The organism is Janthinobacterium sp. GL_088 (assembly GCF_057837845.1).
The window spans coordinates 5,200,752-5,213,312 of record NZ_CM174453.1; the positions used below are offsets into that span (position 1 = coordinate 5,200,752).

The following is a 12,561-nucleotide window of genomic DNA, read 5'->3' on the forward strand; positions in this document are numbered from 1 at the left end:
ACTGCACACAGCACCACACACAGCCCGGCAGGCACGCCTTTTCCTGCCGCCGGACCAACGACAAAGAACACATGACCACCGTCCCAAAAGAAATCAACGCCGCCGCGGCAAAGAAAAATTCGGCTGAAAAGCTTACTCCGATGATGCAGCAATATTTAGGCATCAAGGAAAACCACCCGACGATGCTGGTCTTCTACCGCATGGGTGATTTCTACGAGCTGTTTTTCGAGGATGCGGAAAAAGCCTCGCGCCTGCTGGGCATTACCTTGACGGCGCGCGGCGTGGCCAGTGGCAACCCTATTAAAATGTGCGGCGTGCCGTTTCATTCGCTCGATGGCTATCTGGCCAAGCTGGTCAAGCTGGGCGAGTCGGTGGCCATTTGCGAGCAGATCGGCGATCCGGCCACCAGCAAAGGCCCCGTCGAACGCAAGGTCATGCGCGTCGTCACGCCCGGCACACTGACGGATGCGGACTTGCTGCCAGAGAAGGCCGAGCGCCCGCTGCTGGCCATGTGCAGCATCACGCAGCGCAAGACGGTGACGACGGGCCTGGCCTGGCTGTCGCTGGCCAGCGGCGCATTGAAACTGATGGAGTTTTCCGGCGACAGCAGCACCGTGGCCGTGCGCCTGCAGCAGGAACTGGAGCGCATCGTGCCGGCCGAAATCCTGAGCGGCGACAATGGCAACCTGTTCGACGACTACGCAGGCACGCACATCAACCGCGTGCCGGACTGGCATTTCGATGTGGTCGGCGGCCACAAGGCCCTGCTGGATCAATTGGGCGTGGCGACCTTGACGGGTTTTGGCGCCGATGGCCTCGGCGCCGCGTTCGGCGCGGCCGGCGCCCTGCTGCGCTATGCGCAATCGACGCAGGGACGCGGCTTGCAGCACGTGCGCTCATTGACGACGGAAACGGAAAGCGAATTCATCGGACTGGACGCGGCCACGCGGCGCAACCTGGAGTTGACGGAAACCATCCGCGGCCAGGAATCGCCGACTTTATTTTCGCTGCTCGATCATTGCCGCACGGCCATGGGTTCGCGCATGCTGCGCCACTGGCTGCACCATGCGCGGCGCGACCAGAGCGTGGCACGCGCGCGCCATGAAGCCATCGCCGCGCTGGCGCAAAGCGAAGCGGCGGGGCCCTTGGCCGCCACCCTGGCGCAAGTGCCCGATATCGAACGCATCACCACGCGCATCGCGCTGCTGTCGGCGCGTCCGCGCGACCTGGCCGCCCTGCGCGACGGCCTGCTGCAACTGCCGGCCCTGCGCGGCGACGTCGTCCGTTGTTATGGTCCTGGCCAGGGCGGCGAAACCGGCTTGCTGGCCGCCATCCACGCGGCGCTGGCCACGCCAACGGCCTGCCTGGACTTGCTGGTGCGCGCCGTGGCGCAGGAACCGGCCGCCATGGTGCGCGACGGCGGCGTGTTTGCCACCGGCTTCGATGCCGAACTGGACGAGCTGCGCGCACTGTCGGAAAACGCGGGCCAGTTCCTGCTCGACCTGGAAACGCGCGAACGGGCGCGCACGGGCATCGCCAATTTGCGCGTGGAATACAACAAGGTGCACGGCTTCTATATTGAAGTCACGCACGGCCAGACGGACAAGGTGCCGGACGACTACCGCCGCCGCCAGACCCTGAAAAACGCCGAGCGCTACATCACGCCGGAACTGAAAGTGTTCGAAGACAAGGCCCTGTCGGCGCAAGACAAGGCGCTGGTGCGCGAAAAGATGCTGTACGACCTGCTGCTGGCCGACCTGGCGCCGCACATCGGCACCTTGCAGACCATTTCGCAGGGCCTGGCCCAGCTCGACACCCTGAACGCGCTGACGGAACACGCGCAACAACACAACTGGGCCGCGCCGCAACTGGTCGAGGAGCCGTGCATCAACATCGTCGAAGGCCGCCACCCCGTTGTGGAAAAGCAGATCGAACGCTTCATCGCCAACGACTGCCGCTTCGTCAACGAGCGCCGCCTGCTCTTGATTACCGGTCCGAACATGGGCGGTAAATCGACCTTCATGCGCCAGGTGGCCCTGATCACCTTGCTGGCCTACGTGGGCAGCTACGTGCCGGCCGCGTCCGCCACCATCGGCCCCATCGACCGCATCTTCACGCGCATCGGCGCCACCGACGACCTGGCGGGCGGACGCTCGACCTTCATGGTGGAAATGACGGAATCGGCGGCGATTTTGAACGGCGCCACCGAGCACTCGCTGGTGCTGATGGATGAAGTGGGCCGCGGCACCTCGACCTTCGACGGCCTGGCTCTGGCCTGGGCTATCGCGCGCCATCTGATCGATACCAGCCGCAGCTTTACGCTGTTCGCCACACATTACTTTGAACTGACGCAACTACCGGACAGTCACCCGAGCGCCGCCAACGTGCATCTGTCCGCCGTCGAGCACAAGGACAGCATCGTCTTCCTGCACGCCGTGCAGGCAGGTCCCGCCTCGCAAAGCTATGGCTTGCAGGTGGCGCAACTGGCTGGCGTGCCACAGCCCGTGATCAAGGCCGCGCGCAAGCATCTGGCGCGCCTGGAAGCGCAGGCGCTCGACGCCACGCCGCAACGCGACCTGTTCGCCGCGCCGGCAACCGATCCATATGCGCAAGAGGAAGAAGAGGAAGCGGCGCCGCTGGCCGCGCTGAATGCGGCGCAGCAAGCCTTGCTCGACGCCATCGCCGACCTCGATCCCGATGCGCTCACGCCACGCGATGCGCTGGAGCAGTTGTACCAGTTGAAACGGCTGGCCGCCGCATGACCACGCGGCGCAGCATCGCTAGCCTGCGCCTGCTGGCCGCCGGCCTGCTGGCTGCCAGCCTGCAGTGGCAAGCGGCGCTGGCCGGCCAGGTCGATCAGGCCGGCTTCGAGTTTGCCGTGCTGGGCCATTCCTTCAACGCGGGGCCGGACGATGGTCCCCTGAAAAAAGCCATCGCCGACACCAGCGCCTTCAATGCGTCGTTCGTCGTGGCCACCGGCATCAAGGCCGCCAGTGAGTCGTGCAGCGACAAGCTGTATGGCCAGCGCAAGGATTTGCTGGACGCCAGCGGCCCGCCGCTGATCGTCTCGCTGTCGGCCAGCGACTGGGCCAACTGCCGCAATTCGCGCGGCAGGGTCAACGCCATCGAGCGCCTGAACCGCCTGCGCGACGTGTATTTTGCCGACGACCAGAGCCTGGGCCAGCGCAAGCTGACCCTGTCGCGATTATCATCGACGGCGAAGTTCCGCAGCTATGCGGAAAATGCCCACTGGGAATACGGCGGCGTTCTGTTTGCCACCGTCAACCTGCCCGCGAATAACAACCATTTCTTGCCGGAAGCGGGACGCAACAGCGAATTCGAAGACCGCCTGGTCGCCAACCGTTCCTGGCTGCAGCGCCTGTTCGCCATGGCGCAGCGCAAGCAGCTCGACGGCATCGTGCTGTTTTCCGATGGCGACGTGGGCGCGCTCGATGAAGACGACAATTCGCTGCTGCCCAGCTTCAGCTCGAAACAGGACGGCTTTGCCGGACCGCGCAAACAGATCCGCACCCTGGCGAAGAAATTCAGTGGCAAGGTCTTATTGGTCGATACGCAGCGCGATGGCGACGCGGACGGCAAGGAAGGCAAGAGTAAAAAGGCCGCAGCCAGGGCAGGCGGGCCGAAGATCAGCTGGAAAGGCAACCTGGGCCACGTCAGCATCGACAACGACTGGTCCGCCATCGCCGTGCGGCCAGGCAAGACGCCATTCTTTGAGGTGCGTCAACGCGCTACCCGCCCATCGGCGCAGGCGCGCGCCAAGGCGTCGACTGTGCGCCGTTAGTAACAGCGCACAAACGAACAGGCCGGCATAGAGCCGGCCTGGAACAAGCAGTATTAATGAATCGGATGCGTACGGAAGTGGTCGCCCTCTTCGCCTTCGCCTTCATCATCTTCATCGCCATGGTCATGGCCGTGTGCGCCATGCACGTGGCCATGGGCGATTTCTTCTTCGGTGGCTTCGCGCACGTCAGCGACGGTCAGCGAGAAGCGCAGCGCGATGCCGGCCAGAGGATGGTTACCATCCAGCACGACCTTGTCGTCGGCGATGTCGGTGACCGTGAAGATCATCGCTTCTTCGTCCGGCGAGTCGCTTTCCGGCATGCCTTCGAACTGCATGCCCACTTCCAGCGGCTCAGGCAGGCGATTGCGCGGCTCGACCTTCACCAGGGCTGGATCGTATTCACCGAAAGCATCATCCGGTTCGATCTGGATCGTGTTGGAATAGCCAACTTCCTTGCCGTCGAGCTCTTCTTCGATCTTTGGCAGGGTGTTTTCATAATCACCGTGCAGGTAGACCATCGGCTGGCGGCCGTCTTCGATCAGATTGTCTTGCGCGTCTGACAGTTTGTAGTTGACAGTCACGACCGTATTTTTGGCAATCTTCATTATGCTTCCTTTCATTGTATAAGCTGGCAAATTATACCTTCACGCCGCCAACGGCAGGCGCATTCCTGCATTTCCGGTTGTTATAATGGGCGCATGAAAACATTAACTCTCCTCGGCGATATCACGCCGGCGCAATTCCTGCGCGACTACTGGCATAAAAAACCCTTGTTGATCCGTCAAGCCGTGCCTGGCTTCAAGGCGCTGTTCGATTTCAAGGCCCTGGCCGAGCTGGCTACCCTCGATCACGTCGAATCGCGCCTGGTCAGCCATGCGGATGGCCACTGGAACATGCAGCAAGGCCCGCTGACCAGCGTGCCTTCGCTGAAACAGAAGGAATGGACCCTGCTGGTGCAGGGCGCCAACCTGCACAGCGCCAAGGCCGACGCCCTGCTGCGCCAGTTCCGTTTCCTGCCGGACGCGCGCCTGGACGACCTGATGGTCAGCTTTGCCACCGATGGCGGCGGCGTGGGCCCGCATTTCGATTCCTATGACGTGTTCCTGCTGCAAGGCCAGGGCAAGCGCCACTGGCGCATCGGCGCGCAGAAAGACTTGAGCCTGATCGACGGCTTGCCGCTGAAAATCCTCAGCAACTTCACGCCCGACGAAGAATTCACGCTGGAACCGGGCGACATGCTGTATTTGCCGCCCCACTACGCGCACGACGGCGTGGCCATTGGCGATTGCCAGACGTATTCGATCGGCTTCCGCTCGCCGACGTTTCAGGAACTGGGCGAAGCTTTCCTGCAATTCATGGCCGACTCGATCGACTTGCCGGGCATCTATAGCGATCCGGACCTGAAAGCGTCGGGCAAACCGGCGGAAATCCCCCGTGAAATGCTCAGCACCATCGCGGAAGAAATGAACAAGGTGCGCTTCACGGAAGAAGACGTGACCATTTTCCTCGGCGAACACCTGTCGGAACCCAAGCACAATGTGTTTTTCACACCGCTGTCCAAGCCGCTGACGGTGGGCCGCTTCGCGGATGCCGCACAGAAAAAGGGTGTCGTGTTGTCGCGCAAGACGCTGATGCTGTATCGTGGCAAGAATGTCTTCATCAATGGCGAATCGTTTGCCATTGGCAAGGCCGATAAAACGGCCCTGGAAACCCTGGCCAACGAACGCGCGCTCGATGGCGCCGCCGTGGCCCAGGCTTCCGATGACGTGATGGATGCCTTATATACGTGGTATCAGGATGGCTGGATCGAACTGGCTTGAATGGGTGCGGCGTAGCAAAGTGGTATTACAGTAGGTAAAATAACAGTATCTGCGTTAGCGCAATAAAAACATATTATTTTTATATCGTTTTGTCGCGCTTTCGCAAATCGCTTACACTTGCTTGCAATTTGCTTCGGCAAATATTGCGATATCACAAAATAGTTGCGAATTTGCCTCTTGCTCCTATTGCGACGCACCAAAAATCGCTATAATATTCGGTTAGGAAGTTTCCGTTGTCTGGCAGGCACCACCTGGTACGAAAAGCCTTCGAAGACGACCTAACGAGCGATAATTACCGGTAATTATTCATCGCAACAATATTGATTTATTTTTTGAAATAATTAAGGAAAACAAATGAAAAAATCCCTGCTGATCGCCTCCCTGATGGTTGTTGCTCTGGCTGCTTGCAGCAAAAAAGAAGAAGCTCCTGCACCAGCACCAGTAGTTGAAACCCCAGCACCAGCACCAGCAGTTGAAGCTGCTCCAGCTGCTGCTGCTGACGCTGCTGCTTCGGCCGCTACCGACGCTGCTGCTGCTGCTTCGGCTGCCGCTTCGGCCGCTACCGACGCTGCTTCGGCTGCTTCGGCTGCTGCATCGGCTGCTAAGTAATTTAGCACCCTGCACTAGGAAAAGCCGACCCTCGGGTCGGCTTTTTTGCGTCCGGCGTTTTGTCCGCAAGATATGACGCCGGACGCAGGCAATAAAAAAGGCTGACCCGGTTTGCACCGGGCCAGCCTTTTTAAGGCGCGGCAGGTTTTCAAACCTGCCGCTGTCACACCACTTATTTCAACTGCTCGTTCAGCAGGCCCAGGATCTTCTCGGCCACTGGCGAGACATCCGGCTGGCCTTCGTTGCTGAGGATGCTGACCAGGCTGGTCGAGCCATTGCCGGCCTTGACGAGGACGCGGTAGCGCTGCGCTTCCTTGTCCTTGTCCGAGGACGAACCCCAGCTGAACAGTTTCGAGAAGAAACCATCTTTCTTGACCGCGTCCGGATCGACGTAACGCACGAAATACGTGCCTTGCGTGCGGTCGCGGTCTTCCACGGTGAAGCCAACGCGGTCCAGCGCCAGGCCGACACGACGCCAGGCGCGGTCGAAACCTTCATCGACTTCGATGGCGCGCGCCGGCGTGGCGGCGTCGCCCACCAGCTTGGCGTGCAGCGGCTGCACGATGGCGCCGTCGACAGCCGTCTTCGCTTGCGCTTCGTCGCTGGCCGCGCCCAGGCGCGTCATCAGCTTGGCCAGGAATTGCGCTTCCAGGCCCGGATCGTTGGGACGCGCGGTCCAGGTGGTGGTTTCCTTGTCGCGGCCCGTGACGACCTCTTCCACGCCACGGTGGCTGATGTAGATCTCGGTCGAGCCATCGGCCAGACGCTCCACACGGGTGCGGAACTTGTCTTTTTCACCGGTCGAGTACATCGAATCGAAAGCCTTGCCGATGGTGTTGCGGATAAAGTCTTGCGGCAGCTTGGCGCGGTTCTCGTTCCACTCGGTTTCCATGATGCCAGCCGTTGGCTGGTCGATGGCGACGGTAAAGCCCGAATCTTCCCAGAATTGCTTGAGTTGCGGCCACAGCACTTCAGGCGATTGCTTGACGACCAGCCAGCGCTGGTTGCCCGCGCGCTCGACCTTCACGCCACCGGCCGTGACGGGCACGACACCGACTACGCCGTCGGCGCCCACGATGACGGGCGCGCCGGCCGTGGCGTTGCGCTGCGCGTTATAGCCGGAAGCCGTGGCCACGCCGTTTTTCGAATCCGGCAAGGAGTAACGGTTGTCCTGCTGCAATTGCGTCAGGTCAGGCGGCACGTCCAGGGTGCTGGCTTTCTTGACCGACTTGTAGTCGACCTTGTCGCCGCCGACTACCGAACTGATCATGCCGCAGCCCGCGAGGCTGGCTGCGACGGCGCCGATGACGATGCCGCGGACGGCGATGGTGGCAGGCGCCGATTGGGTTTTCTTGCAATTAGTCATGTCGTAACTGGATAAGAAGCTAAGTAGCAGCTGGAATCAGGGAAGGTCCGGACTGGTCAAGTCCGGGCTTGAAGTTCGGCTTAAGACAGGATGCCCGCGTCGCGCAAGGCATCGCGCACGGTGGCATGGCAATTTTCAGCCAGTGGCACCAGTGGCAAGCGTATGCCAGCTGGCATCAGGCCCATTTCGGCCAGCGCCCATTTGACGGGCACCGGGTTGGGCTCGACAAACAATTTCTGGTGCAAAGGAAAAACCTTGTTATTGATGGCAATCGCCGTGGCGCGCTCGCCCGCCATGGCTGCCACGCACATGTCATGCATGGCGCGCGGCGCGACGTTGGCCGTCACGGAGATGTTGCCGTGGCCGCCGCAGAACATCAGCGCCATGGCCGTCGGATCGTCGCCCGAGTACACGGCGAAGTCCGCTGGAACCAGGCGCAGCAGGTCGATGCCGCGGCCGATATTGCCGGTCGCATCTTTCACGCCGACGATATTCGGGATGGCGGACAGGCGCACGATGGTTTCGTTGCTCATGTCGGCAACCGTGCGGCCCGGCACGTTGTACAGGATGACGGGGATGTCGACGGCTTCGGCGATGGCCTTGAAGTGCTGGTACATGCCTTCCTGGGTAGGACGGTTGTAGTACGGCACCACTTGCAAGACAGCATCGGCGCCCGCTTCTTTCGCATAGCGCGTCAGTTTGATCGCCTCGGCCGTGGAGTTGCCTCCGGCGCCGGCGATGATAGGAATGCGTCCCTTGGCATGTTCGACGGTCAACTGGATCAGTTCGCAGTGTTCTTCCACGCTGACTGTTGCCGATTCGCCCGTCGTGCCAACGATGACGATGCCGTCCGTACCCTCGGCGATATGCCAGTCGATCAGCTTGCGCAGACCTGGAAAGTCCAGACTGCCGTCTGCGTGCATCGGGGTGACGATTGCTACAATGCTGCCCTTGATCATAGTAAGTTTATAGCGCCGATAAATAAAACAACGATTGTAGCGGATAGCCCGCGCCTGTGGTGCATTCTGACATAGTATGGCCGCTCAAAACGTCGGCAGCAGGGCTGCCAACCGTGGAAAATCCGGCCGGACGGCGCAAATTCGTTGCACCAGAGCAGCTTTTGGCTGTTCCACGCGCCCATCCTCATACGCTACCACACGCAAGCCCTGCTGCACCGCCCAGGTCAGCATTTCGCCTTCCTTCAGCAGGAATTTCGGATTCGACGGCTTGCCGAACTGCTCATTACCCTCGGCAAACGTTTCATACAGGAGCACGCCATCGGGCGCCAGGCTGGCAATCATGGCGTCCAGCAGCGGCCGGTGCAGATAATTGGTGACGACGATGCCGGCAAAACGGCCGGGCGCGAAGGGCCACACGGCGCCCGGCGTTTCCAGGTCCACCAGCGAGGTGGTGATGCCCGTGCCGGCCGCCTTTTCCAGCATTTCCGGATCATGGTCGAGCGCGATCACGGGGTGGCCCAGGCTTACCAAGTGGCGCGCGTGGCGGCCGGCGCCGCAGGCCAGGTCCAGCACTTCGCCGCCCGGGATCAGGGGCGCCCAGCGGCGTACCCAACCGGAAATCGCTTCGGTTTCTATTGTTGGTTCAATTACTTGCATCGGTACTTCCATCAATTATTTGCGTACTTCCAGTTGCGGGCATCAAGTCAATAGCGCCGTCAGGGGCGTGACCAGGGTGACAAAAATGCCGATGACAAATTCGATCGCCGCCAGCAAGGCGCGGTTCAATACGCCCGTGTACATCAGCAGCACCAGGGCGCCAAACACATACAGGCTGTAGCGCTCGATGCTGGCGTAAGGACGCGCCAGCTGCATCGGCAGCAAGCCCGTCATGATGCGTCCGCCATCGAGGGGTGGCACGGGTATCAGGTTAAAGACGAACATGGCCGCATTCACGCTGACGCCGGCGCCCGCCATCTTGCGGAAAAACATGCCCATTTCCGTCGGCGGCATAACGCTGAGCACGACAAAGGCGATCATCCAGCCGAAGCCCATGACGAAATTGGCGCCAGGCCCGGCAAACGCCACCCAGGCCATCTGCTTCTTCGGATTGCGCAGGCGGCTGAAATCGACGGGCACCGGCTTGGCATAGCCGAACGGCACCTGGATCGTGAAATACAGCATCAAGGGCAGCAGGATCGTGCCGAAAGGATCGATATGCCGGATGGGATTGAGGCTCAGCCTGCCCTCGTTCGAGGCCGTGGGGTCGCCGAAATAGCGGGCCGCGTAGCCGTGCGCCGCCTCATGCAGGGAAATGGCAAACAGCACCGGCACCAGGTACACCGCAATGGTCTGGACTATCGTATTGAAATCGCTCATGACCGCGATTCTACCAGAGGCGTCCCAGGCACTTTCTTATGTTGCCATTAAAGATAGGTAAATTCGGCCCCCTGCGCCAGCCACTACAAACCCAGCACGGCCGGGTCGCCGCGTCCCACGCGCACCACCTCCGGCTCCGGCCCCGTCAGGTCGATCACGGTACTGGGGCCATGCGCGCAGACACCGCCATCGATGATCAGGTCGACCAGCTTTTCCAGCCGCTCGCGGATGGTGTCGGCATCCGTCAGGCTGTCTTCGTCGCCGGGCAGGGTCAGGGTGGCGCCCAGCAAGGGTTGGCCCAGCTCTTCCAGCAGGCATTGCACGATACGGTGTTGCGGCACGCGCAGGCCGATGGTCTTGCGCGAAGGATGGCTGAGGCGGCGCGGCACTTCCTTCGTCGCTTCCAGGATGAAGGTATAGGCGCCCGGCGTGGCCGCCTTGAGCAGGCGGAACTGGCGATTGTCCACGCGGGCGTACACGCCCAACTCGCTCAAGTCGCGGCACAGCAAGGTCAGATGGTGCTTTTCATCCACGCCACGAATGCGGCGCAGGCGCTCGACGGCGCCCTTGTCGTCGAGCTGGCACACCAGCGCGTAGCAGGAATCGGTCGGCAAGGCCACGACACCGCCGGACTGGATGATCTGCGCCGCCTGCTTGATCAGGCGCAATTGCGGATTGTCAGGGTGAATATGAAAAAATTGACTCATGTGTAAGCGTTCTGGCGAACCAGCTTGTTAAGTTAGCATTATTGTACGCCGCGCAGCGCGGCGATGCGTTGTTCGAGTGGCGGATGGGTGGCGAACAGGGCGCCCCAGCCACCATTGCCACCGCTGATGCCCAACGCCTGCATCGATTGCGGCAGTTCGCCCGGCGGCACGCCGCCGAGGCGGGCCAGCGCATGCATCATCGGCGTGGGGCTGCCCAGCAGCTTGGCGGAACCGGCGTCGGCACGGAATTCGCGCTGGCGCGAGAACCAGGCCACGATGATGGAAGCGAGCAAGCCAAAGATCACTTCGCACACCATCACGGTCACAAAGTAGCCAATGCCGCGCCCGCCGCCTTCGCGGTTGTTATTTTTCAGCAGCACATTGTCGACAAAGAAGCCCACGACGCGGGCCATGAAGACGACGAAGGTATTCACTACGCCCTGGATCAGGGTCAAAGTCACCATGTCGCCATTCGCGACGTGAGCGATCTCGTGGCCCAGCACGGCTTCGACTTCATCGCGGTTCATGCTTTGCAGCAAGCCCGTGGAGACGGCCACCAGCGCCGAATTTTTAAAAGCACCCGTGGCGAACGCATTCGCGTCGCCCTCATAGACGGCCACTTCCGGCATGCCGATGCCGGCCCGCTCGGACAGCGCACGCACGGTATTGACCAGCCACAATTCCGTCGACGAGGTCGGGTTCTCGATGACGCGCGCGCCCGTGCTCCACTTGGCCATCGGTTTGCTGATCAACAGGGAAAAGATCGACCCCGTGAAACCGACCACCAGCGAAAACACCAGCAGGCTGCCCAGGTTCAGGGTGCTGCCGCGCGCCGGATTGCCCACGCCCAGCAAACTGAGCACGAGCGACAGCACCAGCATCACGGCCAGATTGGTTGCAATAAACAGGACGATACGTTTCATGGGCGTTGGCTCCGGAAAAACAAGAATGGCTAAAAGATAAGTATACGGCCGCGACTTTTCAAGTCCGCGCGGCAGGCGCAGGCCAGCCGCGCCCTAGAACCAGTCGTGCCAGATCGGGGTCACGTTGGAAGGTAAAGGCGGCAGCATGGCAAAATCCACGCGCGACTCGCCTGGCGCATGGAAATCCGTGCCGCGCGAAGCGAGGAAGCCGTAGGCGTTGGCCAGTTGCGCGTATTCCGGATACTGGTCCGGACTGTGGCTGCCCGTGACGACTTCAATGGCCACGCCGCCGAGCTGCTTGAACTCATCGAACAGCACGCCTTGCGCCATGTCGCTGAAGCGGTAGCGGCCCGGATGGGCGATGACGGCCACGCCGCCCGCGCCGCGTATCCAGCCCACCGCTTCGGTCAGGGTGGCCCAGCGGTGTTCGACGTAGCCGGGCTTGCCTTCCGACAGGTATTTCTTGAATACGTCGGGAATGTTCGCGCATTTGCCCATTTCCACGATGTAGCGGGCAAAGTGCGTGCGCGACATCAGGTCCGGGTTGCCGACAAATTTCAGTGCCCCTTCATAGGCGTCGGGGATGCCGGCCAGATCCAGCTGGCGGGCAATTTCCCGGCCGCGCGCGTCGCGCCCCGAGCGCGTCTGGTGCAAGCCCTGTACCAGACCGGGATTGTTTTCATCGACTTGCAAGCCCACGATGTGCACGGTTTCGCCGGCCCAGGTAATGGAAATTTCCACACCGGCCACGAAGCGCATGCCCAGGTCCAGCGCGGCCGTGCGCGCAGCGGCGACGCCGGACACTTCATCGTGGTCCGTCAGCGCCCATACATCGACGCCGGCGCGGCAAGCATGCGCGGCCACGGCGGCGGGAGACAGCACGCCGTCGGAGATATTCGAATGACAATGCAGGTCGACTTTAAGCATGTGAAAACAATACCCTGCACGGGCTCAGCATGGAAGAAGTTTTCATTGTACGCTGCTTGTCAAATAGCGCT

The 12,561-nt window shown here is 61.4% G+C and carries 12 protein-coding genes; 4 read left to right on the plus strand and 8 right to left on the minus strand.

What is annotated here, in order from left to right; translation table 11 throughout:
- Positions 1-71: 71 nt before the first annotated feature.
- Both mutS and AC3IQ7_RS23160 read left to right on the plus strand, forming a co-directional pair.
- Entirely contained in the window at positions 72-2,762 is a 2,691-nt protein-coding gene (gene mutS, locus AC3IQ7_RS23155) for a DNA mismatch repair protein MutS (protein ID WP_489207430.1), read from the plus strand.
- The gene (locus AC3IQ7_RS23160; RefSeq protein ID WP_099379096.1) at positions 2,759-3,802 is read left to right on the plus strand and encodes a hypothetical protein; all 1,044 of its coding nucleotides are present in this window, start codon (positions 2,759-2,761) and stop codon (positions 3,800-3,802) included. The genes mutS and AC3IQ7_RS23160 overlap by 4 nt, the downstream gene beginning before the upstream one ends.
- 53 nt (positions 3,803-3,855) lie before the next feature.
- Here the strand turns inward: AC3IQ7_RS23160 and AC3IQ7_RS23165 are convergent, their stop codons facing one another.
- Positions 3,856-4,407 (minus strand): FKBP-type peptidyl-prolyl cis-trans isomerase, encoded by a 552-nt coding sequence (locus tag AC3IQ7_RS23165; RefSeq protein ID WP_099666953.1) that lies wholly within the window; start codon positions 4,405-4,407, stop codon positions 3,856-3,858.
- 93 nt (positions 4,408-4,500) lie between these two features.
- Here AC3IQ7_RS23165 and AC3IQ7_RS23170 point away from each other — a divergent pair, with 93 nt between their 5' ends.
- A complete protein-coding gene (locus AC3IQ7_RS23170; RefSeq protein WP_322428400.1) occupies positions 4,501-5,622 on the plus strand; it encodes a cupin domain-containing protein in 1,122 nt (373 codons plus the stop codon).
- Positions 5,623-5,976: 354 nt separating this feature from the next.
- Entirely contained in the window at positions 5,977-6,231 is a 255-nt protein-coding gene (locus AC3IQ7_RS23175; protein ID WP_034783358.1) for a hypothetical protein, read from the plus strand.
- Between the two features lie 172 nt (positions 6,232-6,403).
- On the opposite strand, the gene bamC is transcribed toward AC3IQ7_RS23175, so the two are convergent.
- The 7 genes from bamC to AC3IQ7_RS23210 form a co-directional block, all read right to left on the minus strand.
- Positions 6,404-7,597, minus strand: a complete 1,194-nt coding sequence (gene bamC / locus AC3IQ7_RS23180; RefSeq protein WP_099379095.1) for an NlpB/DapX family lipoprotein — start codon at positions 7,595-7,597, stop codon at positions 6,404-6,406.
- 80 nt (positions 7,598-7,677) lie between these two features.
- On the minus strand, positions 7,678-8,556 hold the full coding sequence (gene dapA, locus AC3IQ7_RS23185; protein ID WP_034783351.1) for a 4-hydroxy-tetrahydrodipicolinate synthase: 879 nt from the start codon (positions 8,554-8,556) through the stop codon (positions 7,678-7,680).
- Between the two features lie 84 nt (positions 8,557-8,640).
- On the minus strand, positions 8,641-9,213 hold the full coding sequence (locus AC3IQ7_RS23190) for a class I SAM-dependent methyltransferase (protein ID WP_489207431.1): 573 nt from the start codon (positions 9,211-9,213) through the stop codon (positions 8,641-8,643).
- A 42-nt stretch (positions 9,214-9,255) separates the two neighbouring features.
- Positions 9,256-9,933: a site-2 protease family protein gene (locus tag AC3IQ7_RS23195; RefSeq protein ID WP_225242182.1), complete on the minus strand. Its 678-nt coding sequence runs from the start codon at positions 9,931-9,933 to the stop codon at positions 9,256-9,258.
- A gap of 83 nt (positions 9,934-10,016) precedes the next feature.
- Positions 10,017-10,640, minus strand: a complete 624-nt coding sequence (locus AC3IQ7_RS23200) for an L-threonylcarbamoyladenylate synthase (protein WP_035821164.1) — start codon at positions 10,638-10,640, stop codon at positions 10,017-10,019.
- Between the two features lie 38 nt (positions 10,641-10,678).
- On the minus strand, positions 10,679-11,563 hold the full coding sequence (htpX, locus tag AC3IQ7_RS23205; protein WP_099379092.1) for a protease HtpX: 885 nt from the start codon (positions 11,561-11,563) through the stop codon (positions 10,679-10,681).
- A 93-nt stretch (positions 11,564-11,656) separates the two neighbouring features.
- The gene (locus AC3IQ7_RS23210) at positions 11,657-12,490 is read right to left on the minus strand and encodes a 3',5'-nucleoside bisphosphate phosphatase (RefSeq protein WP_489207432.1); all 834 of its coding nucleotides are present in this window, start codon (positions 12,488-12,490) and stop codon (positions 11,657-11,659) included.
- Positions 12,491-12,561: the final 71 nt, after the last annotated feature.

What these genes read in the sequence shown, in the direction of transcription:
- AC3IQ7_RS23210 (WP_489207432.1), bottom strand. Translation starts at nt 12,490, where the DNA reads ATGCTTAAAGTCGACCTGCATTGTCATTCGAATATCTCCGACGGCGTG.
- mutS (WP_489207430.1), top strand. Translation starts at nt 72, where the DNA reads ATGACCACCGTCCCAAAAGAAATCAACGCCGCCGCGGCAAAGAAAAAT.
- AC3IQ7_RS23190 (WP_489207431.1), bottom strand. Translation starts at nt 9,213, where the DNA reads ATGCAAGTAATTGAACCAACAATAGAAACCGAAGCGATTTCCGGTTGG.
- AC3IQ7_RS23175 (WP_034783358.1), top strand. Translation starts at nt 5,977, where the DNA reads ATGAAAAAATCCCTGCTGATCGCCTCCCTGATGGTTGTTGCTCTGGCT.
- AC3IQ7_RS23165 (WP_099666953.1), bottom strand. Translation starts at nt 4,407, where the DNA reads ATGAAGATTGCCAAAAATACGGTCGTGACTGTCAACTACAAACTGTCA.
- AC3IQ7_RS23160 (WP_099379096.1), top strand. Translation starts at nt 2,759, where the DNA reads ATGACCACGCGGCGCAGCATCGCTAGCCTGCGCCTGCTGGCCGCCGGC.
- htpX (WP_099379092.1), bottom strand. Translation starts at nt 11,563, where the DNA reads ATGAAACGTATCGTCCTGTTTATTGCAACCAATCTGGCCGTGATGCTG.
- AC3IQ7_RS23195 (WP_225242182.1), bottom strand. Translation starts at nt 9,933, where the DNA reads ATGAGCGATTTCAATACGATAGTCCAGACCATTGCGGTGTACCTGGTG.
- dapA (WP_034783351.1), bottom strand. Translation starts at nt 8,556, where the DNA reads ATGATCAAGGGCAGCATTGTAGCAATCGTCACCCCGATGCACGCAGAC.
- AC3IQ7_RS23170 (WP_322428400.1), top strand. Translation starts at nt 4,501, where the DNA reads ATGAAAACATTAACTCTCCTCGGCGATATCACGCCGGCGCAATTCCTG.
- AC3IQ7_RS23200 (WP_035821164.1), bottom strand. Translation starts at nt 10,640, where the DNA reads ATGAGTCAATTTTTTCATATTCACCCTGACAATCCGCAATTGCGCCTG.
- bamC (WP_099379095.1), bottom strand. Translation starts at nt 7,597, where the DNA reads ATGACTAATTGCAAGAAAACCCAATCGGCGCCTGCCACCATCGCCGTC.